The organism is Acinetobacter sp. P1332, from assembly GCF_044057475.1.
In the GTDB taxonomy this organism is placed as follows: domain Bacteria; phylum Pseudomonadota; class Gammaproteobacteria; order Pseudomonadales; family Moraxellaceae; genus Acinetobacter; species Acinetobacter johnsonii.
This window is the reverse complement of record NZ_CP171157.1, coordinates 2785281-2808542: the sequence shown is the minus strand read 5'-3', so window position 1 is coordinate 2808542 and position 23262 is coordinate 2785281. Positions and strand designations below refer to the sequence as shown.

Below are 23262 nucleotides of genomic sequence, written 5' to 3'. Positions count from 1 at the left end.
AGTTAAGATGATGGTATGACAATTTTATATACTCCATAAACCCTTTAAATTAATTAGGTGGTTTATGTCGCACTTCAAGTTTTACTCTGCCCATGTTTATAATAAAATAAAACATGCTTTTATTTTGGTACATACTTATAAAATAATAAAATTGATTAAATAATAACTGATTCTTTTGGTCGGATTTAAATTTATTTACTTATTTAAAATAAATACTTAAGTTTAATTTAATGAAAATAGTATAAAACCAACCAATTTGATTCACTTTTATTTTTAATTCTAATCGATATGATTAATTCATGTAATTAATCTATTAATTTTTATTGGGTGGTCGGAATGATAATGAAGTGGGTTCCAGAATATAATACTGGTATCGATGTGATTGACGATCAACACCGTCGTATTCTTGATTATATCAATGAAATTGATGCGATTGATGTCAATACTGACCGTGAACGCGTGAAACAGATTTTAGAAAATATTATTGATTACACACAGTCTCACTTCACTTTTGAAGAGTCTCTCCAAGAAGAAGCAGGTTATAAATATCGTGTGCCACACAAACGTGTACATGATTTATTTATTAAAAAAATTGAATCTTATCGTGACCGTTTTGAGCTGGGTCATTCAATCGAAGCTGAGCTGCATGAAGTGTTGTCGAAATGGCTGATTAACCATATCCAGCATGATGATGCAGATTATGTCGGTGCCGTAAAAGAAAATATGATGGGCATTATTAAAGAAAAAGAAAAGAAAAAAGGGAAAAATTGGTTTGCTCGTTTCTTTTCATAAGTGAGCCAAACGAGGGATAAAAACAATAAATTTTAATTATATTTAGCGCAGCAAATCATCAGTTTTGATGGTTTGCTTTTTGTTTTTGATTTTCATAAGCGAGCAAGGCAAAATAGCGCAAGACTTATTGAAGGAACGCATCATGCAAGACAATGCTCTGTCACGATGGTTATCGCCGCTGATGGCATTTTGTTTATCATTTATTATCATTGCCACACTTGCACCCTTGGTGGGAATTCAGGTTGAACGTCAGCTCGACTTTTGGTTACTTTGGTTAGTGACCATGGTGATCTTGGCTTTACCTGTGTGTTACTTAGAAATTGCCTTAGCCAAGCGTTCAAAAACCACGGCATTGAATGCTTTGTTGAGTTTGACGCGTGATGCCGATGCTTCTCAGACGTGGCGTCTTGTTGGATGGCTTGCTGTCGTCTTTATTCCTTTTTTAGCGGGCGGCATGTTGTCTAATGCTGCGCAATTATTAAATCAATATGCACTGGCCGATATGACATCGTCCGTGATCTTTATTGCTTTGGCTGTAGTTGCGATTGCGTTGTCTTTTGCCCCACGTCTGTTGACCTTAGCGTTAACGGCGGTCGGTGTGCTGATCTCCTTAGTGCTTGCAAACCTCTCTGGTACAGGAACCGCTGAGTGGCAAGTGACGCCGGTTGAATTTTCAGAATGGGGCAGTGCAACGGTATTGGCTTTGGTGGCAAGCGGTTTAGGACTCGGCCTGTACTGGCAGAACAGTTTGGCACAAGTTCAACAGCAAGATGCTGCAAGCAAGACTGTTTTACCGATTTGGATTGCACAAATTTTGGCGGTGGTTGCTTTTGCATTTTTTGCAGTCCAAGCGGCATTACCTGCGTATGCGATTGCCTTAACTGCAGTTGTAGCGGCAGCCGTGCTGTTACAGATGGCACGTGAGCAGTTGGCTCAGCGCCAGTTAAATATTGTGATTCAGTGGCTCGTGCTGCTGGCTGCAACGTTGGTGTGGTTGATTCCAGCCACTGGCCTGATCTTTAACATTTTACTGATGTTGTGGGGCTTAGTGATTTGTTTGATTTATGCCATTTTTGCTGGTTGGATTATGAAAATTAGCCATTTACGTAAGTCGATGAACTTTAGTAATGAAGCTTTTTATAATATTTGGCGCATTGCTGTGCGTGTTGTATTACCCGTTTCTATCGTATTGGCCATTGTAGCCGTACTTGGAAAACTGATCTAATGCGCATGCTTCAACAAGTCTGGGTTGCCTATGCAACAGCAGACCAGCAGTTTCATATCAGTGTGCCATTTTCTGAAGGAATGACGGCGCAGGATGCGATTCAGCTGAGTGGCATAGGTTCGCAGGTTGAATTGCCTGAGCCTTTACAATTGGGCATCTTTGGTGTCCGCTTGAAAGACCTTCAACAGGTTTTACAGGCAGGGGATCGTGTTGAAATTTACCGACCTTTGAGCATTAATCCTAAAGATATTCGAAGGATACGTGCACAAAATAATCCTGTGGGTCGCTTTGCAAAAGGCAATCGCTTAAAACAATCGAAATGATATGAAAAACCCCTCAGTTGAGGGGTTTCTTTTTTAGAATAAGGCTTTATAGTGGGGGCGCGTTTAGAATCGCTTCTTTCGATGCTGGTAAGCCCGGCTGAGATGCAGGAATGGTTTCTAAGCCTTCAATTTTTTGCACAATACCGTTTGGGTCGAAATAGACTTTCAGGTGTTGACCTTGTGCAGCAGGAATCTTGGCTTTTTTAGCATACGTTCCTGGGGTATAATTGTAGATGTAGTCCCAACGTAGCGGATTCATTGGATCTGAAACTGTCGGGCTGCCAAGCAAAAAGCGAACTTGTTGATGGCTCATGCCAACTTGTATTTTTGACGCTTGTGCTTGAGTTAATGGCGTACCTTGAGGAATATCAACTTTATAAACGCCCAAGGTCGAACAGCCTGCGAGCAGTGAAGTGACGAATAACGCCAACATGATTTTTTGCATTTTGCTACACTATCCCAAATTAATTATGATGCAATTGAGCCACGGATAGATCATACTGCATCTACACTTTGTTGCATATTCTAACTTTAAATTTGTTGAGAGACCTTTTTACATGCCAATTTCAAATCAAGATCTACGCAAAGCTGGACTTAAAGTTACACTTCCACGAATTAAAATATTAGAACTACTAGAAAATTCAAAGCAACACCATTTAAGTGCGGAAGATATTTATAAGACTTTACTTGAACAAGGTGAAGATGTCGGTTTAGCAACTGTTTACCGCGTGTTAACGCAGTTTGAAGCAGCGGGCATTATTCAGCGCCATCACTTTGAAAATAACCATTCTGTTTTCGAAATCATGCAAGACGATCATCATGATCATATCGTTTGTCAAAACTGCAACAAAGTGGTTGAGTTTAGCAACGAAGTGATTGAGCATGAGCAGCACGAAGTTGCTGAAAAGCATGGCTTTACTTTAACAGGTCACTCCCTAAACCTATACGGTTACTGTGATGCTGCAGAGTGCCAAGAAGCACTTCGTAAAAAGTAATCACTTAGATCTAAAAAAAGGGCTTCATGAGAAGCCCTTTTTTATTGTTTAAAGGAATACTTAAGCTTGTCCGTCAAACGTGATGTTTGCACTGGCATGCAATAGACGATCACCGCCTTCTTCGGACAACTTGATTTGTAAACGTAAGTCGTTTGGAGAGTCGGCGTGTTTCAGCGCATCTTTATAGGTAATCTGCTTAGCTTTGTACAAATCGAATAAGGCTTGATCAAAGGTTTGCATACCGAGTTCACGAGAACGCTTCATCAGGTCTTTAATTTCGTGGATTTCACCTTTACGGATCAAATCGGAAATTAACGGTGAGTTAATCAAAATCTCAATTGCAGCGCGACGTGAATTACCGTCAGGTGTTGGAATTAACTGCTGAGCAACCATCGCTTTAAGGTTTAAAGACAAGTCCATAAACAATTGGCTATGACGGTCTGCTTCAAAGAAGTGAATAATACGGTCGATGGCTTGGTTGGCGTTGTTGGCGTGCAGCGTTGCAAATACCAAGTGACCTGTTTCAGCAAAGGCAATCGCATAATCCATGGTTTCACGGGAACGAATCTCACCAATCAGGATCACATCGGGTGCTTGACGTAAGGTGTTTTTCAGCGCGATTTCAAAAGAGTCCGTATCAATGCCCACTTCACGCTGGGTAATGATACAGCCTGCATGCTCATGAATAAATTCAATTGGGTCTTCAATGGTAATGATATGACCTTTTGAGTTTTGGTTACGGTAACCAATGATCGAAGCCAAAGAGGTCGATTTACCCGTACCTGTTGCACCCACAAAGATGATGATGCCACGTTTGGTCATGGCTAACTCTTTGAGTACAGGCGGAAGTTTTAACTCATCCATTGTTGGAATTTGCGTCTCAATCCGACGTAAAACCATACCTGGCATATCACGCTGTTGAAATGCACTGACACGAAAACGTGCAGTTTTATCCCGATTCATAATCGCGAAGTTGCACTCACGTGTGTCTGCAAATTCTTTACGCTGTTTTTCACTCATAATTGAGTTGAGCAGTTGTCCCGCGACATCACCCGTCAGCTTACCCTTAGCCACAGGCACAATTTGACCGTTAATTTTCATGGAGGGCTCAACATCAGCGGTGATAAATAAATCTGACGCTTTTTGTTGAATCATATAATTGAGTAAGTCGTTAAAATCCATATCTCTACCCCAAATCCATTGTTTTCTTATAAGAAGGTTTCAGGTTGCTTGGCAGCTGTACGTGCGGTCTGTGGACTGATCACTCCTTTGGTGACCAAGTTTTTCAAACTTTGATCCAGTGTGGTCATACCGTAGTTTGCACCAGTCTGAATAGCAGAATACATCTGTGCCACTTTGTTTTCACGAATTAAGTTACGAATGGCAGGAATACCAATCATAATTTCATGCGCGGCAACACGGCCACCGCCATTTTTCTTGAGTAAGGTTTGAGAAATCACGGCTTGTAGCGATTCAGACAACATGGCACGAACCATGTCTTTTTCTTCAGCAGGGAATACGTCAATCACACGGTCAATGGTTTTTGCCGCAGAGGTGGTATGTAGTGTACCGAAGACCAAGTGACCCGTTTCAGCGGCAGTGAGCGCCAAACGAATGGTTTCAAGGTCACGCATCTCACCCACGAGGATAATATCGGGGTCTTCACGGAGTGCAGAGCGCAGTGCTTCGTTAAAACCATGTGTATCACGGTGCACTTCACGTTGGTTGATCAAACATTTTTTTGACTGGTGTACAAATTCGATTGGGTCTTCAACTGTTAAGATGTGGTCATAGCGGTTATCGTTAATATAATCGATCATTGCCGCCAAAGTGGTAGATTTACCAGAACCAGTAGGCCCCGTTACTAAAACTAAACCACGTGGCAATTCACACAACTCTTTAAAGGTTTGTCCTAAACCTAAGTCTTCCATGGTCAGGACCTTAGAAGGAATGGTACGGAATACTGCACCTGCACCACGGTTTTGGTTGAATGCGTTCACACGAAAGCGAGCAATGCTTGGCACTTCAAAGGAAAAGTCCGTTTCTAATTTTTCTTCGAAATCACGACGTTGTTTGTCATTCATGATGTCATAGACTAGTTTATGCACTTCTTTGTGTTCTAACGCTGGTAAATTGATACGACGAACTTCACCATCGACACGAATCATCGGTGGCATACCTGCAGATAAGTGTAAATCTGATGCCCCGTTCTTAGCCGAAAAGGCTAGTAATTCTGTGATATCCATTATTTCCCCGAGTTCATTTAAATGCTAATTATTTTGATAGAATAATAAGGCTTTCAATCAACTTAACCAACAGTTTGTTGAAAGGCAAAGCAAAAAAGATGACCGAAATGAGACCCTCGTCAATGAATATCTTGCAAAATTCACGTCAACACGTGTTATCCCAAATTCAACAGGCCTGCGAAATTTCAGGGCGTGGCGTAGAGTCTGTAGAACTTTTGGCGGTTTCTAAAACACATCCGAGTGAAGTGTTACGAGACATGTATGCTTGTGGTCAACGCGCCTTTGGTGAGAACTACTTACAAGAGGCTTTGCAGAAGATAGAGGCGCTACAGGATTTAGAGATTGAATGGCATTTTATTGGGCATGTACAACGCAATAAAACCAAACATTTGGCTGAAAAGTTTGCATGGGTGCATGGGGTTGATCGTTTAATTATTGCAGAGCGTTTATCGGCGCAGCGCCTGATAATGCAACCACCATTAAATCTTTGTCTACAGGTCAATATCGATGCTCAAGACAGCAAAGATGGCTGTCAACCTAGCGAGGTTGCTGAGTTGGTAAAAAGTATCAGTCAGTTGCCTAACATCAAACTGCGTGGTTTGATGGTGATTCCTGCACCGAACAATACTCAAGCCTTTAAGGCGGCGAAAGTGTTATTTGACCAAGTAAAAGAGCTGCATGTTCACCCTGAAAACTGGGATACCTTAAGCATGGGTATGTCAGGCGATATGGTCGATGCAATTGCAGCTGGGTCGACTATGGTTCGCGTTGGAACCGCCTTGTTCGGAGCGAGAGATTATTCACAGCATTAAGTCTAAATAGGGATTCTTGAGCTTAAAGGCAGTGAGAAGCGCTTAACTTACAATTATATAAAACTAATAGGCTGCTGAAAAAAATAGGCTTAATTTAAACTCATGAATTGAACCGTCTATAGATTAGACAGATGAACAATGATTGCCTGACAACGATAAAAATTGCATTTAGGATGAAGCCAAAATGAAAAAACTCTATTTATTTATCTCCCTGCTTTTAAGCTTATTTGTAGCAGCTTGTAGTAGTACAAATACCAAAATGAGTGAGATGAGTGCGGAAGCTACGGTTCAGAATGCTCAGGTCGCTAAAAGTGAAAAATTAGGCACCAAGTGGGGCGATGAGATTAGTTCAAACGTCACGGAAGTCAATTTAAAACGTTTATCCAGTAGCCCAATTGCTGAATCACAAGTTCGCTATGCCAGCAAAAAATACGTGGGGAAAGCCGTGAACAGCCTGTCATTAGCCGCTGGAAAAATCAGTTTTTCGATTGTAGATGATGCACAGCGTCCACTGCCTTTATTTCGAGATGGTCAGCAGTATTATTTATCTGGCAAAGATGGACAAAGTTATCAACTCAAATACCAAAACCATAGCAATAGCACATTTGAAGTGGTTGCCAGTGTCGATGGTTTAGATGTTATTGATGGACGTGCAGCATCACGTAGCAATTCAGGTTATGTGCTTCGTCCACAGGGGGGGTTGATTATTGAAGGCTTCCGTAAGAGTGACTCTGCGGTGGCATCTTTTACCTTTAGTCGACCTGAAGATGCCTATGCTGCAAACTCAGATCATGGTTCCATCCAAAATACAGGTGTGATAGGTACCGTGATCTACCCGCTACAGTCTGTGGCGACTACAGACAAAGCCGCAGATGCATCTAAATATGCACCTCCACCAAAAGCATTCCCAGCGGATTAAAGCATTCGTTTGGATCTCACAGGGAGCATTTACATCAAGTAGGATGCTCCCTTTATTTCTAACCGAGAGATGGTGTCTTAAAACAAATCAAACTTTGACATTTCAAAAATGTGAAATTATCCGACCACCTCAATAGTACTGGCACCTGCGCCCAAAGCTTTAACTTGGATTTGTACAGGAATACGTTCATGCATTTCTTGGATGTGTGAAATCAGCACCACTTTACGACCTTGATTCTGTAATTGGTCGAGAGCATTCATGACCATGTGCAGGGACGATGCATCTAAAGTTCCAAAGCCTTCATCAATAAATAGAGATTCGATTTTCATTGACCCTGAGGCCATATTGGCAATGGCAAGAGATAGGGCAAGGGCAGTCAGGAAAGACTCACCGCCAGAAAGTGATGCAACGGAGCGGGTCTCTCCATCCATATCATGATCAATAATAGCTAGACTCAGCGAATGCTCTAAACGCTTTAAGGTATAACGCTGTGAGAGTTGGTTGAGCTGTTGGTTGGCATGCTCCAGTAAAATATCGAGATTATATTGCTGCGCATAATCACGGAATTTTTTGCCTGTGGCATCTCCCATCAGACCTGAAATTTTACCCCAACGGTGTTCTTTCTGTTGTATCGCTTGAATCTGATCTGCAAATTGTTTTTGTTTGGCGACATTTTGATGATGCAACTCAAGTTTGAGTTTGAGTTGATCACGTAGTTCAAGTTGTGTTTGCAGTGCTGTTTGATGTTCCTGCATTTGCTGTTGTAACTGTGCTGGGTCAATCTCAGGTTGATGGCCCAGATGTTCACTCAACTGCTCTTGCATAGTTTTCAATGCAGCATGTGCTTCATTTACTAGGCGTTCTGCATGCTGTAATTTCTGACGGATGTGTTGTTCCTGAGCCGAGTTAATTTGAGCCAGCGCATCTAAATCTGATTTGTGGAAATCAGGATGTGCATTGAGCCAGAGTTGAAGGGTATTTTCTACTTGGCTGGTACTGGTCTGATTCTGCTGCAACTGGGCTTTAAGCTGTTCTAGCTGATTTTTTTCTTGTTCGAATTGATGGCGCAATTGATCAAAATGCTGTTTCAGCTGTTGATAATGGCTTTGCGTCTGCTGGCGATGTTGATCGTGCTGGATGAGCCACTCATTGGCTTTGATGTCAGTTAAGCCTGTCATTTGTTGGATCAATTGATTGGCTATTTCTGTATTTTGCTGTCCTCTTTGTTTGATCTCACTGAGCTGTTTGTTGGTTTCAGTGATGTGCCTACTGGTATTTTCGATATTCAGTTGATTGGTCTTCAACTGTTGCGTGGTTTGATCGCGTTGCTGATGCCATTGTTCCAGCTGTTCCAGTTGTTGTGAACGGGTATTTAGGCGTATCAAGATTTGCTGAGCGGTTTGGGTGGTCTGCTGTTGCCAAGCTATTTTTTCAGCTTCAGATAAACACTGCACGATATGCTGAACTTGGTTGTGCAAACCGTTCGCTGTTTGTAGTAAATGTTCAATCTGTTGAATGTTTTGGATGCATTGTTGCTGGATTTTAATATTGTGTTGGAACTGCTCAGACTGTTGTTTGAGTTGTTGCAAATCCGAGTGATATTGTTGAGCCATTTGCGTGAACTGAGTCTTCAATTCCGATGCTGTTAGGGTGAAGTCGAGTGTCATATTTGCTGTTTGACTGTGTTCGATTAACACGTGTTGCAAAGTACTAATTTTTTCAGAAAGTTGCTGAATTAGAGTTTGGCGTTGTTCTATTTCAGTATTCAGTTTAGTCAGCTGTTGCTGCGCTTGTTGCCAGCCATCAAAGCAATTTTGTTCTTTCAGTGTTGCCTGTTGTTCCTGCTGTTTTTGAAGCTCAAACAGGGCCTTTGAGAGCACAGTATCTTCCACTTTATAAGGATGTGAGGTACTTCCACAGACTAAACAGGGTTCGCCGTCTTGGAGGGCCGAGCGTAAATCTTCGATATTTTCAGCATGCAAAAGTCGCTGCTGTTGCAACACCTGTTGTAGCTGGATGCGTTCACTTTTGGCAGATTGAAAGACTTGTTCAGCTTGTCGACTATTGTGTTGTACGGCTTGAAGCTGTGTTTTGGCGTTGTTGAGCAGTACTTGCTGTTCTGTAGCCTCAGCTTGTAAGTCAAAAAACTGCTGAATTTTTTGCTGAATCAGCTCGAATTGGCTGAGTTGATTGATTTTGAACTCGCGTTGCTGTTGTGTCTGCGCAACTTTTATTTCAAGCTGTTCGATCGTCCCGAACTGTTGAATCGACTGCTGTAATTGTTCTTTTTCTGATGCTAGCCGATGTTCCGCTTGAGCACGTGGCCCGAGCTGATGTTCAATTTTTTGATATTGATGAATGAACTGTTCTAGCTGTTGAGTATGGGCGCTGAGACCTTTGTCTAAGTTTACAAACTGTTGTGAGCTTTCCAGTTGCTGCTTACACTCGGTTTGCTGTCGATCAATGTGTTGGATCTGCTGTTCAAGTTTTTGTTGTTGCTGAGTTAGGGGCAGCTTAGACTGCTCTAAAGCATGCCATTTTTCCTGAACTTTCTTAAATTCAGCCCCAATAAAATCACGTTCTTGAATACATTTACGCACCTCATTCAATGCATCATGATGGGTACTTTCAAACTGTTGTAGTTCATTCACTGCTATTTCAGCTTGAGTAAATTGGGCTTTTTCACTTTCAAATTTAAGCTGTAAATGATTGAACAATTGTTGCTGTTGTTGAATACGCGGTGTCAGTTGCTGCACCGTTTGCTGTAACTGTTGTTGCTGGAAGACCACAGCACGAATTTCTGAAAAGATCTCCAAACGAGCCAAGTGTTCGCGCTCAGGAGCTAAATCTTGTTGTAACTTGCTTTGTGTATCGAAGAGTTGTTGTTTGTTGATGATTTCACTGTCGAGTTTATGTTTGCGTTCAAACCATTGTTGTTGTTTTTCTAGTTGCGACTTTTGAGCTTCAAGCTGTTTATAATCCCTGTCACACTGCTGAAACTCTGTCGATAATGCAGTGACTTGTTCACCAGTTAATAGTTCAATATGACCCAGTACATTTTCGAGTTCTTTGCGCTGCGTGGCGACGGATTTGGTTTTCTCATAAGCCAGTTGACCAATTTTCCCAAAAATAGCGGAATTGGTTAGATATTCCAGCAATTCGCCGCGTTCATTGTCCCGTGCTTTTAAAAAAACGGTGACCTCAGATTGGGCCAATAAAACGGCACGAGTAAATTGTTCAAAACTGAGCTGTGTGATGCGTTTAATATTTTCATCGACGGCTTTGGCTTTATCCGCAACCACAACACCATCGGTGACACATTTTAAAGAACGTTGCACACTTTGTAGTTTGCCATCGGCTTTTTCACGCGAACGTTTTAATTCCCAACGCGCGATATAGCGCTTTTGGTCTTGTGCAATAAAGCAAAGCTCGGCATAACCATGTGCAGTGCCACGACGCAGAACGGTCAATGGGGAGTTGGTGAGCAGCTCTGAGCCATCGACATCTTGAAGTTTCCCATCACTGTCTTTTAGTCGTGGAATACGGTTAAACAGGGCCAAACACATAGCATCTAAAATGGTGGATTTACCTGCGCCTGTTTTCCCCACAATGGCAATCAGACCTGCACTGGCTAAGGGATCACTTTCAAAATCAATCAAATGTTCGCCAGAAAGTGAAGCAAGGTTCTTAATTCGAATCGATAAAATATTCATACTAAACCTTTAAGCCTCGTGTTCATCTGCAAGGCATTGTTCTGCTTCACGCATTAAGCTCATAAAATCGTTCAACACTTCTGCATCATTGTGATAACCCTGTTTTTCCCAAATTTGCTGAAACAGTTTTTCTGGTGTAGGCGGTTCTAAACTTACTTTAGCGGGTGCATTGGGGTCTTGCTCAGTCGCTAAATATTGACGTGAAATACGGACTAAACGATAACGGTCTTTGGGTAGAGCCTCTTCGAATTGTTGTCTTAAATTGGGCTGCGGTGGAACAGTAGTATGGTATTCAATATCGACATATTCACGTTGATCAATCTCTGGGATGGCACTTTGAGGCAGTGCTTGCAGCTTTTCCAGTACTTCATTGAGTTCACCGCGTATCTTATGCAGTTGAATACTTCGTGGTATTGCTAAAACATTCAATTGAAAACGGGATGAATCGTTTTGTGTGGGATCAAGTGTCACTTCAACAATCTGATGTTTATAGTTAATTTCACTAAAAGATAGTGGAATCGGGGAGCCACTATATCGGATATGCTCTTCACCGACTTTTTGAGGTTTATGCAAATGCCCGAGTGCCACATAGTCAATGATTTCATCAAATAATGTCGTGGAGAGTGCTTCTTCATTCCCAATCACAATAGGCCGTTCAGAGTCTGAGGTTTCGCCGCCTTGCATATGTGCATGAGACATTAAAATCAGGGCTTGATCTGCTGTTTTGCGGGCTTTGGCCACGGCAATCAGTTGTTGATGCAAATAGGCAATCGCGTTTTGGCTATTGGTGGTGTGTTCATTAAAGCCTGTAATTTCAGCAGGACGCAAAAAGGGCAGACTCAGACACCATGCCACAGTATTTTGTTGCTCATCTAAAATCGGGACCAATAAGTGCTCAAGATCAATCTGTTGTTGGCTATTTTTATGAATCACTCCCACCGCTTTGGCATTGTATTTGGCCAGTAAGGGTTCAACTTGTTCAATGCGGTAGCCTGAGTCATGGTTGCCTGCAATCATCAGGGTTTGCATATGCGGTGCACGTGCATGCGCATCCGCTAAGAACTGATAGAGTTGCTTTTGTGCGGACGATGAAGGGTTGATGACATCGAAAATGTCTCCTGCAATCAAAAGCGCATTTGGCTGTCTTGCACTGATTTGTTCCAGTAACCATGCTAAAAACTGTTCATGTTCATACTGACGGGAATGGTTATAAAAAAACTGTCCCAAATGCCAATCAGATGTATGAAAAAAACGAACAGCCATAGATACCCCAAGCTCAAAGCGCAATAGAGCTATAAGCTAACATAAATCAAAATTATGCGATGGATAATTGTCGCTACGACGACAATCTTTGACCTGATAGTTGAGTGCCTATTTTTAAGTTGAATTGCACAGAAAAACTATTGAGCGATTATGTGAAAAAGAATGTGATGGGTTTATTTGATTAACACCATAGTAAAAAGATAAATTTTGATTAAAAAATGTTCTTTTAATGGGGTATTATGTAATTCTGTGAAATTGTATATCGTGTCGAAGTCGTAAATGAAATGTGAACATCGATCACGGATTCAATTTTGAGACTTTATAAGAATGATTTATGCAGAATGTCTAAAAAATAAGTTATGCCTTGAATAGGACAGGGTATAAGGAGAACATAACTATGTCTGATTCTATTTTCAGTTCGCCTCGTATTGTTAATGATCTGGTGTATAAGACGCTGATTGAATCAACACTTGCTATTCCTTGGAGTATTGATTGGGGTACCAAAAAGTTTAGTTATATTGGCCCACAAATTGAAAAAGTGCTGGGTTGGAAGCAAGACTCGTGGAGAACAGTCGAAGATTGGGCGATGCGAATACATGAAAATGATCGTGCATGGGTGGTTGATTTTTGTGTGGCGCAGTCAATTTCTGGGGTTGATCATGAGGCGGATTATCGCGCACTGACCATAAATGGAGAATATATTTGGATTCGCGATGTGGTGCATGTAGTGCGAAAACCCAATGGGGAAGTCGATAGTTTGGTTGGATTTATGTTCGATATTTCGGAGCGTAAAAAACAGGAACAAGAGTTAGAAATACTGAAAAAACAACTGGAAGAATATTCGTATCAAGACGGTCTGACGGAGATTGCCAACCGTCGCTTCTTTGAAGATAGCTACCAACGTGAGTGGCTCAATGCCCAGCGTGAACAGCAACCTTTGACCCTCATCTTATTGGATATCGATTATTTTAAACAATACAACGATCATAATGGTCATATTCTCGGTGATGCTTGTCTGAAACAAATTGCACAAATACTGAAAAAAAGTGTCTCACGACCACGTGATTTGGTCGCACGTTTTGGCGGGGAAGAGTTTATTTTGATATTGCCTGATACAACACAAGCGTCTGCAATTGAAGTGGTGGAGCGTATTTTACAGAGTATCCGTACCGCTGATATTTGCCATAGCTCATCGCCATTGGATCAGCGTTTATCGGTCAGTTTAGGGGTGAAGACCATTATCCCAACGCAAAAAAATGACAAAATGGCCTTTTTAAAAGAGGTCGATCAGAATCTCTATTTGGCCAAAGAGCGGGGACGTAATGGTTATGTCATTCAGGATGCAGAAGACGTCCAGCACTTAAACTCATATTAACTTTTAAGGGTTTCTTGATCTATTGAGGTGGGGGAGCACTGAAAAATCAGTCCTCAAAAAAATAAAGACCGACGATTCGAGTGATGATGAAATCGTCGGTCAAAGAAAACTGCTTCACGCTTAAATGTCGGCTGCTGACAACATTTAAATTTGGAGCCAATCTTATTGCTCTAGGAAAGGTCACCGTACGTATTGTGGATGCCGGTACAATGTTGACGGTTGCTGCGACCTTGTACCCTATTTAACGCACATCAACTTCGATTGGTTGACATGAAAATGAAAAAAAACTGAATTTTTTTTATAATGATTTTTTGGCTGGGTTTAAAGTAGCGCTATGATTTCGCTAACACGATATTTTCTCTGGTTTTTTTTCATATGTTTTGTCTTTAGTTGTGTCTGTGGTGTGCTCGCTGCACTACTTCCGACAGGGATGGGAGCTGTATTAACGGCTGTACCTTATTTGGTGGCCATGATTTGGGTTTTACTTAAATTTATTAAGCAGCAGCGCCGTGCGCCAAGCCAAGCAGAGCGGAAGAAATTCACTTTAGGTTTTAGTCTAATTTTTTGGAGCTATAACTTTGCCTTTCTCATGTTAGGTTTATTTATCTTTGCGCAAGGAGATGCTGAAGTTTGGCAAAACTTTATGCTCTACGTCCAACAACCACAGTTTATCAGTATGGTGGTGATTCTGATTTTATTGATTGCGATTCCGCTGTATGTGCTGACTTACTGGTTTTATGGCAAACAAGCGGAGCGTATGGCAGCAAAAATGATCGATCAATCGTAAAGCTTTCCTCTAAATGCTATAGTTTGAGCAAAAGCATCATTTGAGATCACGCTATGCAAAAAGAACGTGTATTGGTGACAGGAGCAAGTGGTTTTATTGGTTCAAACTTGCTCGATTATTTATTAGAAAAAGATTATGAAGTGATTGGCTTAAGTCGACAGAAAAATTTGCCTAAAATTCACCCACATTTGACTTGGATTCGAGCTTTAGAAGAACTCAAGCATGATCGCATTGATTATGTGGTGAATTTGGCTGGGGAAAGTATTGCTCAGGGACGTTGGACAGATGCCCGCAAGCAAAAGCTGATCGCCAGTCGTGTTGAAACCACGACAATACTCTATCAATATCTCGCTAAAAGAAATATTAAACCGAAATGTATTATTTCAGGTTCGGCAGTGGGCTATTATGGCATCGATCCGACTGAACAATGGTCAGAGTGTTGTAATGAGCAGTCAGCGCCGCAGTCTATTTTTATGTCAGAGTTGTGTCAAAAATGGGAACAATCTGCACGGCAAGACACGTCGCAAAATACCAAAATTATTCGTTTAGGTGTGGTCTTTGGACGAGGGGCTGGCATTTTGCCGCAAATGTTGTTTCCGATCAAAATGAACTTATGTGGGCGTATCGGTTCGGGGCGGCAACCTGTGGTCTGGGTGCATATTCAAGATGTGCTGCGAGCGATTGAGTTTTTAATGTTGCATGAAACCACTGCACAAGTTTTTAATGTCATCAGTCCAGAAAAAGTCACCCAGTCAGCATTTGCACAAACCGCAGCGCAAATTCTAAAACGTAGACCATTACTTTCTTTACCAGCTTTTGTGCTGAAGTTACTTTTAGGCGAGCAGTCTCAATTGGTGTTGAATGGTCAATTTGTTCGCCCCGAAGCATTGAAAGCACAGGGGTTTGAGTTTAAATATCCCACTTTAAAAGAAGCCTTGATCCACATTATTCAACCGCAAAATTTAGCCAAGTAGCGTTTGATCAAGCAAAGCTTACCAAACGCTCAGGGCTATAGGCGCTGGCGTCAACCGTTAAGCTTTGCTCCAACATCAATTCGCGTAGCAGTCGTGCAGATGCAGGCCCCATACATAGACCATTTCTATAGTGACCGAAGTTTGTCCAGAGATTGGCTATTTCAGGGAAGGGGCCGATATAAGGAACACCCGTTGGTGAACTTGGGCGTAGACCTGCCCAATGCTTCACAATTGGGAAATCTGCCAGCTCAGGCACCATATCCAAACAGGCTTTATAAATATTTTGCTGGGTTTGTAGCGAAGGGCGTTGGTCAAAACCGACATCCGCCATGCTTGAACCACAAACGATATGACCGTCCAAACGTGGAATCAGATACATAACCTGATTCATACACATGGTTGGTAGCCAGTTTTCAGGGGTTTTAAACAGTAACATTTGCCCTTGTACGGGGTTCACTGGAATGCTGCACTGGAGTTGTTCGGACCAGTGCTGTGACCATGCGCCTGTTGCAATCACCACATGATCTGCATGGTAGCTTTGTCCATCAGCAGTTTTTATCCCTTGAACTTGCTGATTGACTATGTCAAAGGTATGTACCCACGCTTGCTCATGAAAGGTGACTTGTGGCTGCCGTTTGAGGTATTCCACAATTGACTTGAGCAGTCGTGGATTACGGACGTTAGCCAATTGCGGAAAATGGATGGCTTGTTGAAAGCGCGTCGAAATGCGGGAATTGACCTGTTCCAGTTGCTCACGTTGCAAAAGCTCACAATGCTGCATCGGTTCTTGGTGTTGATCTTTATAATTTAGGCCAATGTCAAAATCAGCTTCATCAAAAATCAGCATACCTGTTTCGTGGATTTCAAAATCTATCCCCGAAACCGGACTAATTTTTTCATTCCATGCTTGATACATGCTTTTGCCATATTTGGCGAGGTCATTGACACTTTGTGGATAGCGCCATGGGTACATCGGGGAGAGAATCCCTCCACCTGCCCATGAAGCCGCTTGCCCCGCTTGTTGTTGATCAAAAATCTCAACAGAACAACCGTGTTCAATCAGCTCAAGCGCTGTCAGTAAACCACTGATTCCCGCGCCAACGATGGCAATATGCATTGCAACTCAATCCTTCTAAACGCGCTGTTATTTCATATCTTTTAGTTTTAGTGCAGCTTCTTCTGCAAAATAGGTCCAGATGCCATCTGCACCCGCGCGGCGGCAGCTCATCAGTGATTCAATAATCACGCTGTCCGATAACCAGCCGTTTTGGATGGCCGCTGCGAGCATGGCATATTCGCCACTGACTTGGTAAACGAAAGTCGGCACACCGAAGTTGTCTTTGACTTCACGGACAATGTCCAAATACGGCATACCCGGTTTCACAATCACCATGTCAGCCCCTTCTTGAATATCGAGGGCAATTTCATGTAATGCTTCTGCGCGGTTGCCGACATCCATTTGATAGTTGTATTTGTTGCCACCTTTGAGGTTGCTGGATGAACCGACCGCATCACGGAAAGGGCCATAGAAGCTCGACGCGTATTTTGCTGAATAGGCCATGATTGAGGTGTAGATATGACCATTGGCTTCAAAGGCTTGGCGAATCGCACCGATACGACCATCCATCATGTCACTTGGCGCAAAGACATCTGCTCCAGCTTCAGCGTGGCTTAACCCTTGTTTGATCAGTGCTTCAACGGTTTCGTCATTGAGTACATAACCCGTGTCATCAATGATGCCGTCTTGACCATGCGTAGTATACGGGTCAAGTGCGCCATCGGTAATCAGCACCATTTCAGGTAATTCTTTTTTGAGCAGACGTAGCGTGTTTTGAACCACACCATCTTCACGCCATGCCGCTTCTGCACTTAAGCTTTTATCTTCTTGGGGAGTAACTGGAAATATCGCCAGTTTCGATACGCCAAGTTCAAGTAAACGTTCTGCTTTTTTTAAGAGTAAGTCTGCAGATAGACGCTGCACCTTCGGCATACTGGGAATGTCTTGCGTTTGGTTTTGTCCCGGCAGTACAAATACTGGATAGATAAGATGATCTGTCGTTAAATGGGTCTCGCGAACCATAGAGCGCAGATGTTCATTTTTACGAATACGGCGCATGCGAGTAGCGGGGAAGGCGGGACGATTGAACGTATAGGTCATACAAATCTCGATAATCGGTATTAAACTAGGTCAGTATTGTAGACCTATCTTATGGCTTTGGGCACATATTGACGGGTTTTTATTGTTTTAAGAGTGAAGCAGATTGTTATGAGTAGTGGTGAAAAAAGCTGGACGGGCAGCATACACTTAGGAGCAAAAGTGGATATAGATGTGGTTTTTGAGCAGTTGGTTAAGGCTTTTAATGCGTCGCCATTTTTTAAGCACAACACCATGACCATGCGAGTCGTTGACGGGAAAATTGAAGCCTATATCGATATGCAAGATTACTTAATTGGCAATGTCGCGTTCCAAATTTTACATGGGGGCGTGGCTGCAACGGTTTTAGACAGTATTGGTGGCATTGTAGCGATGGGGGAGCTGTATAAAAAAGCGGAACCTGACACGATTGCGGACACCATTAAAAAAGTATCCCGTTTAGCTACAGTCGATATGCGAGTTGATTATCTTGCGCCGGGACGTGGAAAATACTTTATTGCCCGTGCTGAAACCCTAAGATTGGGGCGTAAAGGCTGCACCATGCGCATGACCATGGTCAATGATGAAGGCAAATCGATTGCAACAGCGATTGCTTCTTATGCTTATTAGTTTTAAATTAATTAAGTATTTAATATTCAAGTGAAATTTACAGCATCTAATAGGAAGTTGGATGCTGAAAACTAAAATAGACTGAGCAGTTACAATTTATTTTCTCAAAATGTGATTATTTGCTCTTAGAATGCATCAAATTTTATTGTGACTTTCTCATCGACACCAATGCAGACAATACTTGTCTGATGTCCCTTTCGCAGGGATGATGCCGGCTGACCAAGTCTGTTAGATTTAGGAAAAATCAATGACAGATGCCTCAAATACACTGCCAGATACTGATCCAGCCGATCAAATCAATGATCAAGCACTGAAAGCTAAACGTAAGAAAAGCTTAGGTTTCGTGGCTGTGATCCTGATCATTGCTGCCATTTTATTCTTGATTTGGAAACTGTTCTTTAACCATTCAGTTTCAACTGATAATGCTTATGTGGGCGCGGAAACGGCCTCGATTACCTCTATGGTGACAGGCCAAGTTGAAAAAGTTTTGGTCAGTGACACGCAAACTGTAAAAAAAGGTGATGTGCTGGTTTTGGTCGATCATCGTGATGCTGAAATTGCTGTAGCGCAAGCTCAGGCCGAATTACTTAAAGCACAGCGCCAGTATAAACAAAGTGCGGCCAACAGCAGCTCTCTAAACTCGCAAGTCTTTGTGAGTGATGACGCCATTCACAGTGCTGAAGCACAAGTGGCTAAAGCCAAAGCAGAGTTGGATAAAGCGCAAGATGACTTGAACCGTCGTCAGCAGTTGAGTGCGACAGGCGCGATTTCTAAAGAAGAATTAAGCACGGCACAAGCTGCTTTAAATAATGCACAAGCAGGCTATAACTTGGCGCAAGCGGGTTGGGCGCAGGCTAAATCCAGCCAGAAAGCTGCGCAAAGTAACTTGGCTGCAAATGAAGCTTTAATTCAAGGTAGCAATGAAAATTCAACGCCAGATGTTTTGGTTGCTCAGGCAAAACTGAAACAAGCTTTACTTGATTTAGAACGTACTGAAATTAAAGCACCATTTGATGGGGTGGTGACGAGCCGAAAAATTCAAGTTGGACAGCGTGTGGCGCCGGGTTCGGTGCTCATGGTGGTGGTGCCAATTTCACAGTTATATGTCGATGCGAACTTTAAAGAAAGCCAGCTTGAAAATGTGCGCCCAGGTCAAAAAGCGGTTTTAACCTCAGACCTCTATGGTGACTCGGTTGAGTTCCATGGCACGGTCTTGGGCTTTTCTGGTGGAACAGGTTCTGCCTTCGCGCTGATTCCTGCACAAAATGCCACAGGCAACTGGATTAAAGTGGTACAACGTTTGCCTGTACGTATTCAACTCGACCCGAAAGAGTTGGCTGAACATCCTTTACGTGTTGGCTTGTCGATGGAAGCTCAAATCGATTTGAAATCGAAGTAATTGCGCATGAATAGCTACGTTCCCTATGGTGACTTAAAGGGTGGTCGCCTTATGCTGGCGGCCTTCGTCCTCGCTTTGGCCAACTTTATGGTCGTGCTGGACATGACCATTGCCAATGTTTCTGTGCCTCATATTACGGGAAGCCTTGCGGTATCGAGTTCGCAAGGAACATGGGTGATTACCTCTTATGCCGTGGCTGAAGCGATTTGTGTTCCCTTAACAGGCTGGCTCGCAGGTCGTTTTGGCGGCGTGAGAGTTTTTACCTTAAGTCTGATTGGCTTCACCATATTTTCGGTATTTTGTGGTTTATCGACCAGTTTGGAAATGTTGGTTTTCTGCCGAATTGGCCAAGGTTTATTTGGTGGCCCGATCATGCCGCTCAGTCAGATGTTACTGATGCGGATTTTTCCTCCAGAAAAGCAATCCCAAGCGATGGGCATGTGGGCAATGACGACAGTGGTTGGCCCAATTCTTGGTCCGATTTTAGGGGGAACCATTAGTGACAACATGTCTTGGCACTGGATTTTCTTTATTAATATTCCTGTTGGGATAGCGTGTGCTTTTGCTGCGATGCGTCTGCTTAAACCTGCGGAAACCGCAACGGCCAAACTCAAAATTGATCGCGGTGGATTGATCCTTCTGATTTTATGGATTGGGGCATTACAGCTTATGCTCGATTTGGGGCATGAACGTGACTGGTTTAATAGTCCTGCGATCGTGGTACTGGCTTTAACGGCTGTGATTGGCTTGGTGATTTTTACCATTTGGGAGCTGACCGAACGGCATCCAGTGGTGAATATCCAAATCTTTAGATACCGTAGTTTCACGATTTCTGTCTTGGCACTAGCCTTTGGCTTTGGCGCATTTTTTGGCAGTATTGTACTGATTCCGCAGTGGTTACAGATCAATTTGGGTTATACCGCAACTTGGGCTGGTTATTTAACCGCAACCATGGGTTTTGGTAGTTTAGCCATGTCACCCATTGTGGCGAAATTGGCAACCAAATATGACCAACGTGCACTGGCCAGTTTTGGTTTGAGCATCTTGGGCGGGGTGACTTTGATGCGCTCGTTCTGGACCACAGATGCTGACTTTTTTGCATTGGCACTGCCGCAAATCTTGCAGGGCTTTGCTGTACCATTTTTCTTTATCCCATTATCAAATATGGCGCTGTCATCGGTATTGCCGCATGAAATGGCATCAGCCGCAGGTTTAATGAACTTCTTAAGAACTATGGCAGGGGCGATAGGCGCCTCTATTGCTGTCACTATTTGGGACGACCATACCAAAGTTGCACGTAGCGAAATGGTCGGCAGTTTGCATACAGATCAAACCCAGTCGGTGTTGATGCAGCAGGGAATGAGCGCGGAAGGTGCATTAGGCTATATTTCTAGTCTGGTGGATAAAGAAGCGTTGACCTTATCGGCAAACTATATTTTCCTGATCTTGGCCTTGGTGTTCCTATTTGCAGCATCTATTATTTGGCTCTGCCCTAAACCTAAAATAGGGGCAGGCGGTGGCGGGCATGCGCATTAAGGTAATAAAAAACCGCTTTCTTGAAGCGGTTTTTTATTATGCAATTTTATGATGTTTTTGACATCTCAAAACAATAGCGTTAAATAATCAAAGTTCTGACTTTGCACGTTTCAAGGCAGATTGCCATTGTTGTAAGTGAAACTCACGTTGATCTGGACTCATTTTGGGTTCAAAAGCACGTTCAAGCTGCCAAGACTGTGCAATTTCATCCAAACTTGAAAATACGCCACACCTTAACCCTGCCATGGCCGCTGCGCCCCATGCGGTCGACTCCTGCATCTTAGGGCGTAGTACAGGCACATTTAAAATATCGGCTTGAAACTGCATCAGCATGTCATTTTGGCTGGCACCACCATCGACGCGGAGCTCTTTCAGCGGCTGCTGGATATCGGCTTGCATGGCGGTCAGTACATCAGAGACTTGAAAGGCAATGGACTCTAAGGCTGCGCGAGCGATATGGGCCTTATTGGTTCCACGCGACATTCCACATAAGAGGGCACGCGCTTCACTGTCCCAATGTGGTGCACCGAGTCCAGTAAATGCCGGAACTAGCATGACGCCATCGGTATCTTGAACTGTACAAGCTAATTTTTCAACATCGCTACTTTTTTGAATAATGCCTAAATTATCTCGTAGCCACTGAACAATCGCACCGGCCATAAATACACTGCCTTCTAGGGCATAAGTGGTTTGATGTTGCGTTTTCCAACCCAGCGTCGAAAGCAGTTTGTTCTTACTGTATTGAACGGTCTCGCCTGTATTGAACAGCATAAAACAACCTGTGCCATAGGTATTTTTGGCAGTCCCAATGTCAAAACAGGACTGTCCAAACAGCGCAGACTGTTGGTCGCCTAATATGCCTGTAATCGGAATATTGGCACCGAGTAAGCCTGCCGCGGTATCGGCGACATAGGTGTCCGAGTTGATGATTTTTGGCAGTAATGCAGACGGAATATTAAATAGATCTAACAGCTCTTCATCCCACTGCTGGGTACTTAAGTTCATGAGCATGGTGCGAGAGGCATTGCTGACTTCGATGACATGTTGAGCACCTTGGGTAAGATTCCAAATCAGCCAACTATCAATCGTGCCAAAGGCCACATGCCCCTGTTCAGCCAGTGTGCGTAGACCATTGACATGCTCGAGTAACCAGACCAATTTTCCTGCACTAAAGTAAGGGTCAATTCGGAGTCCAGTTTTGGATTGAATCTTATCTTTTAGGTTTTGCTGTAGGAGCTGATTGCACCATTCAAATGCACGACGGTCTTGCCAGATAATGGCTGGTGCAAGCGGCTGACCTGTGCGTTTATCCCAAACCACGGTCGTTTCTCTTTGGTTAGTAAGGCCAATGGCTTTGATGTCTTTGGCTAAAATACGAGCAGAGGCCAGAGCCTGCTGTACAACGGCAATTTGTGAGCTCCAAATCTCTTGAGCATCTTGTTCTACCCAGCCTGATTGAGGGGTATGTATACGCGTTTCGCGTTGCGCCGTTGCCTGAACTTGACCTTGTTCATTGAAAATAATGGCACGACTCGAAGTGGTTCCTTGGTCGAGTGCAAGTAAGTAGCTCATAAATTATTTTATTGTTGGACTTGAAAACCAAAATATTAGCGCAATTATGTAATTAAGCGCATCAATATGTGTGTTTGTTTAGAAAATAGATCGTATTTTCTAGCAACTATGCTATGATTACCGCTACTTTGGGGGTGTTTCTGGCTTCGACGCTGGTGATGAAACTCATAGATGCATGTCGAGAGCGCATTTTCTCTCGTAAATCAAATTTGCATTTTTTAGTCGCAAACGACGAATCATACGCTCTAGCTGCCTAAGGGCAGCTTGTCCGCCTCTCCGAATACTTGTGGTTAGAGAGTCCGACTGAAGCGCACGCACACAAGTCCGTATAAAACTAAGCCTCGGGGTTTTGTACTAAATTAAGAGGATCGCGATTTGTACCCTGTTCGTCGGGTCACAAAGAGTTAAAACAGTAGACGATATCTAAGCATGTAGTATTCTCGAGCGTAGTGCTGGCGGACGCGGGTTCAACTCCCGCCACCTCCACCAAAATTCTTTATATAAATCAGCCACTTGTAAAAGTGGCTTTTTTATTGCCACATTTTTGCCACACTTCACCACAAAAGC

20 protein-coding genes and 1 other RNA gene are annotated in these 23262 nt (G+C 43.0%); 13 read left to right on the top strand and 8 right to left on the bottom strand.

Annotation, left to right across the window (positions count from 1 at the left end; genetic code table 11):
• Nucleotides 1-336: 336 nt before the first annotated feature.
• The 3 genes from ACFN7Z_RS13910 (at nucleotide 337) to ACFN7Z_RS13900 (ending at nucleotide 2340) form a co-directional block, all read left to right on the top strand.
• The gene (locus ACFN7Z_RS13910; RefSeq protein WP_005400160.1) at nucleotides 337-792 is read left to right on the top strand and encodes a bacteriohemerythrin; all 456 of its coding nucleotides are present in this window, start codon (nucleotides 337-339) and stop codon (nucleotides 790-792) included.
• Between the two features lie 142 nt (nucleotides 793-934).
• Nucleotides 935-2017 (top strand): membrane protein, encoded by a 1083-nt coding sequence (locus ACFN7Z_RS13905; RefSeq protein ID WP_029574954.1) that lies wholly within the window; start codon nucleotides 935-937, stop codon nucleotides 2015-2017.
• Complete coding sequence (locus tag ACFN7Z_RS13900) at nucleotides 2017-2340, top strand: RnfH family protein (RefSeq protein WP_010326018.1); 324 nt, start codon at nucleotides 2017-2019, stop codon at nucleotides 2338-2340. The genes ACFN7Z_RS13905 and ACFN7Z_RS13900 overlap by 1 nt, the downstream gene beginning before the upstream one ends.
• Before the next feature lie 46 nt (nucleotides 2341-2386).
• Here the strand turns inward: ACFN7Z_RS13900 and ACFN7Z_RS13895 are convergent, their stop codons facing one another.
• Nucleotides 2387-2785: an outer membrane protein assembly factor BamE gene (locus ACFN7Z_RS13895; RefSeq protein WP_004694868.1), complete on the bottom strand. Its 399-nt coding sequence runs from the start codon at nucleotides 2783-2785 to the stop codon at nucleotides 2387-2389.
• Between the two features lie 112 nt (nucleotides 2786-2897).
• Here ACFN7Z_RS13895 and fur point away from each other — a divergent pair, with 112 nt between their 5' ends.
• Nucleotides 2898-3335, top strand: coding sequence for a ferric iron uptake transcriptional regulator (gene fur / locus ACFN7Z_RS13890; protein WP_004694866.1), 438 nt, complete (start codon nucleotides 2898-2900; stop codon nucleotides 3333-3335).
• Nucleotides 3336-3395: 60 nt separating this feature from the next.
• Here fur and ACFN7Z_RS13885 read toward each other — a convergent pair whose 3' ends face one another.
• Both ACFN7Z_RS13885 and ACFN7Z_RS13880 read right to left on the bottom strand, forming a co-directional pair.
• Nucleotides 3396-4517: a PilT/PilU family type 4a pilus ATPase gene (locus tag ACFN7Z_RS13885; RefSeq protein WP_010326019.1), complete on the bottom strand. Its 1122-nt coding sequence runs from the start codon at nucleotides 4515-4517 to the stop codon at nucleotides 3396-3398.
• A 26-nt stretch (nucleotides 4518-4543) separates the two neighbouring features.
• The gene (locus ACFN7Z_RS13880; RefSeq protein ID WP_004694862.1) at nucleotides 4544-5581 is read right to left on the bottom strand and encodes a type IV pilus twitching motility protein PilT; all 1038 of its coding nucleotides are present in this window, start codon (nucleotides 5579-5581) and stop codon (nucleotides 4544-4546) included.
• 122 nt (nucleotides 5582-5703) lie between these two features.
• On the opposite strand from ACFN7Z_RS13880, the gene ACFN7Z_RS13875 reads away from it, so the two are divergent.
• Together ACFN7Z_RS13875 and ACFN7Z_RS13870 are read left to right on the top strand one after the other, a co-directional pair.
• A complete protein-coding gene (locus ACFN7Z_RS13875; protein ID WP_058952300.1) occupies nucleotides 5704-6393 on the top strand; it encodes a YggS family pyridoxal phosphate-dependent enzyme in 690 nt (229 codons plus the stop codon).
• A gap of 184 nt (nucleotides 6394-6577) precedes the next feature.
• On the top strand, nucleotides 6578-7312 hold the full coding sequence (locus ACFN7Z_RS13870) for a hypothetical protein (protein ID WP_058952299.1): 735 nt from the start codon (nucleotides 6578-6580) through the stop codon (nucleotides 7310-7312).
• Between the two features lie 116 nt (nucleotides 7313-7428).
• Here the strand turns inward: ACFN7Z_RS13870 and ACFN7Z_RS13865 are convergent, their stop codons facing one another.
• Nucleotides 7429-11025, bottom strand: coding sequence for an AAA family ATPase (locus ACFN7Z_RS13865; protein ID WP_058952298.1), 3597 nt, complete (start codon nucleotides 11023-11025; stop codon nucleotides 7429-7431).
• Nucleotides 11026-11034: 9 nt separating this feature from the next.
• Complete coding sequence (locus tag ACFN7Z_RS13860; RefSeq protein WP_058952297.1) at nucleotides 11035-12288, bottom strand: exonuclease SbcCD subunit D; 1254 nt, start codon at nucleotides 12286-12288, stop codon at nucleotides 11035-11037.
• Nucleotides 12289-12685: 397 nt separating this feature from the next.
• Here ACFN7Z_RS13860 and ACFN7Z_RS13855 point away from each other — a divergent pair, with 397 nt between their 5' ends.
• The 3 genes from ACFN7Z_RS13855 to ACFN7Z_RS13845 all read left to right on the top strand — a co-directional run bounded on the left by ACFN7Z_RS13855 (nucleotide 12686) and on the right by ACFN7Z_RS13845 (nucleotide 15424).
• Nucleotides 12686-13663 (top strand): sensor domain-containing diguanylate cyclase, encoded by a 978-nt coding sequence (locus ACFN7Z_RS13855; RefSeq protein WP_058952296.1) that lies wholly within the window; start codon nucleotides 12686-12688, stop codon nucleotides 13661-13663.
• Between the two features lie 334 nt (nucleotides 13664-13997).
• Nucleotides 13998-14450: an ABZJ_00895 family protein gene (locus ACFN7Z_RS13850; RefSeq protein ID WP_058952295.1), complete on the top strand. Its 453-nt coding sequence runs from the start codon at nucleotides 13998-14000 to the stop codon at nucleotides 14448-14450.
• A gap of 53 nt (nucleotides 14451-14503) precedes the next feature.
• On the top strand, nucleotides 14504-15424 hold the full coding sequence (locus ACFN7Z_RS13845) for a TIGR01777 family oxidoreductase (RefSeq protein ID WP_058952294.1): 921 nt from the start codon (nucleotides 14504-14506) through the stop codon (nucleotides 15422-15424).
• A gap of 7 nt (nucleotides 15425-15431) precedes the next feature.
• Here ACFN7Z_RS13845 and thiO read toward each other — a convergent pair whose 3' ends face one another.
• Nucleotides 15432-16541: a glycine oxidase ThiO gene (gene thiO, locus ACFN7Z_RS13840; RefSeq protein ID WP_058952293.1), complete on the bottom strand. Its 1110-nt coding sequence runs from the start codon at nucleotides 16539-16541 to the stop codon at nucleotides 15432-15434.
• A gap of 27 nt (nucleotides 16542-16568) precedes the next feature.
• Nucleotides 16569-17582, bottom strand: a complete 1014-nt coding sequence (hemB, locus tag ACFN7Z_RS13835; RefSeq protein WP_058952292.1) for a porphobilinogen synthase — start codon at nucleotides 17580-17582, stop codon at nucleotides 16569-16571.
• Nucleotides 17583-17690: 108 nt separating this feature from the next.
• Here hemB and ACFN7Z_RS13830 point away from each other — a divergent pair, with 108 nt between their 5' ends.
• The 3 genes from ACFN7Z_RS13830 to ACFN7Z_RS13820 all read left to right on the top strand — a co-directional run bounded on the left by ACFN7Z_RS13830 (nucleotide 17691) and on the right by ACFN7Z_RS13820 (nucleotide 21123).
• On the top strand, nucleotides 17691-18188 hold the full coding sequence (locus tag ACFN7Z_RS13830) for a thioesterase family protein (RefSeq protein WP_058952291.1): 498 nt from the start codon (nucleotides 17691-17693) through the stop codon (nucleotides 18186-18188).
• Nucleotides 18189-18435: 247 nt separating this feature from the next.
• On the top strand, nucleotides 18436-19587 hold the full coding sequence (locus tag ACFN7Z_RS13825) for an efflux RND transporter periplasmic adaptor subunit (protein ID WP_004984327.1): 1152 nt from the start codon (nucleotides 18436-18438) through the stop codon (nucleotides 19585-19587).
• Between the two features lie 6 nt (nucleotides 19588-19593).
• A complete protein-coding gene (locus ACFN7Z_RS13820) occupies nucleotides 19594-21123 on the top strand; it encodes a DHA2 family efflux MFS transporter permease subunit (protein WP_058952290.1) in 1530 nt (509 codons plus the stop codon).
• Between the two features lie 87 nt (nucleotides 21124-21210).
• Here ACFN7Z_RS13820 and glpK read toward each other — a convergent pair whose 3' ends face one another.
• Complete coding sequence (gene glpK, locus ACFN7Z_RS13815) at nucleotides 21211-22695, bottom strand: glycerol kinase GlpK (protein ID WP_058952289.1); 1485 nt, start codon at nucleotides 22693-22695, stop codon at nucleotides 21211-21213.
• Between the two features lie 130 nt (nucleotides 22696-22825).
• Here glpK and ssrA point away from each other — a divergent pair.
• Nucleotides 22826-23184: a transfer-messenger RNA gene (ssrA, locus tag ACFN7Z_RS13810) on the top strand.
• Nucleotides 23185-23262: the final 78 nt, after the last annotated feature.

Coding starts and splice junctions, on each gene's coding strand:
- ACFN7Z_RS13910 (WP_005400160.1), top strand. CDS start 337: ATGATAATGAAGTGGGTTCCAGAATATAATACTGGTATCGATGTGATT.
- ACFN7Z_RS13905 (WP_029574954.1), top strand. CDS start 935: ATGCAAGACAATGCTCTGTCACGATGGTTATCGCCGCTGATGGCATTT.
- ACFN7Z_RS13900 (WP_010326018.1), top strand. CDS start 2,017: ATGCGCATGCTTCAACAAGTCTGGGTTGCCTATGCAACAGCAGACCAG.
- ACFN7Z_RS13895 (WP_004694868.1), bottom strand. CDS start 2,785: ATGCAAAAAATCATGTTGGCGTTATTCGTCACTTCACTGCTCGCAGGC.
- fur (WP_004694866.1), top strand. CDS start 2,898: ATGCCAATTTCAAATCAAGATCTACGCAAAGCTGGACTTAAAGTTACA.
- ACFN7Z_RS13885 (WP_010326019.1), bottom strand. CDS start 4,517: ATGGATTTTAACGACTTACTCAATTATATGATTCAACAAAAAGCGTCA.
- ACFN7Z_RS13880 (WP_004694862.1), bottom strand. CDS start 5,581: ATGGATATCACAGAATTACTAGCCTTTTCGGCTAAGAACGGGGCATCA.
- ACFN7Z_RS13875 (WP_058952300.1), top strand. CDS start 5,704: ATGAATATCTTGCAAAATTCACGTCAACACGTGTTATCCCAAATTCAA.
- ACFN7Z_RS13870 (WP_058952299.1), top strand. CDS start 6,578: ATGAAAAAACTCTATTTATTTATCTCCCTGCTTTTAAGCTTATTTGTA.
- ACFN7Z_RS13865 (WP_058952298.1), bottom strand. CDS start 11,025: ATGAATATTTTATCGATTCGAATTAAGAACCTTGCTTCACTTTCTGGC.
- ACFN7Z_RS13860 (WP_058952297.1), bottom strand. CDS start 12,288: ATGGCTGTTCGTTTTTTTCATACATCTGATTGGCATTTGGGACAGTTT.
- ACFN7Z_RS13855 (WP_058952296.1), top strand. CDS start 12,686: ATGTCTGATTCTATTTTCAGTTCGCCTCGTATTGTTAATGATCTGGTG.
- ACFN7Z_RS13850 (WP_058952295.1), top strand. CDS start 13,998: ATGATTTCGCTAACACGATATTTTCTCTGGTTTTTTTTCATATGTTTT.
- ACFN7Z_RS13845 (WP_058952294.1), top strand. CDS start 14,504: ATGCAAAAAGAACGTGTATTGGTGACAGGAGCAAGTGGTTTTATTGGT.
- thiO (WP_058952293.1), bottom strand. CDS start 16,541: ATGCATATTGCCATCGTTGGCGCGGGAATCAGTGGTTTACTGACAGCG.
- hemB (WP_058952292.1), bottom strand. CDS start 17,582: ATGACCTATACGTTCAATCGTCCCGCCTTCCCCGCTACTCGCATGCGC.
- ACFN7Z_RS13830 (WP_058952291.1), top strand. CDS start 17,691: ATGAGTAGTGGTGAAAAAAGCTGGACGGGCAGCATACACTTAGGAGCA.
- ACFN7Z_RS13825 (WP_004984327.1), top strand. CDS start 18,436: ATGACAGATGCCTCAAATACACTGCCAGATACTGATCCAGCCGATCAA.
- ACFN7Z_RS13820 (WP_058952290.1), top strand. CDS start 19,594: ATGAATAGCTACGTTCCCTATGGTGACTTAAAGGGTGGTCGCCTTATG.
- glpK (WP_058952289.1), bottom strand. CDS start 22,695: ATGAGCTACTTACTTGCACTCGACCAAGGAACCACTTCGAGTCGTGCC.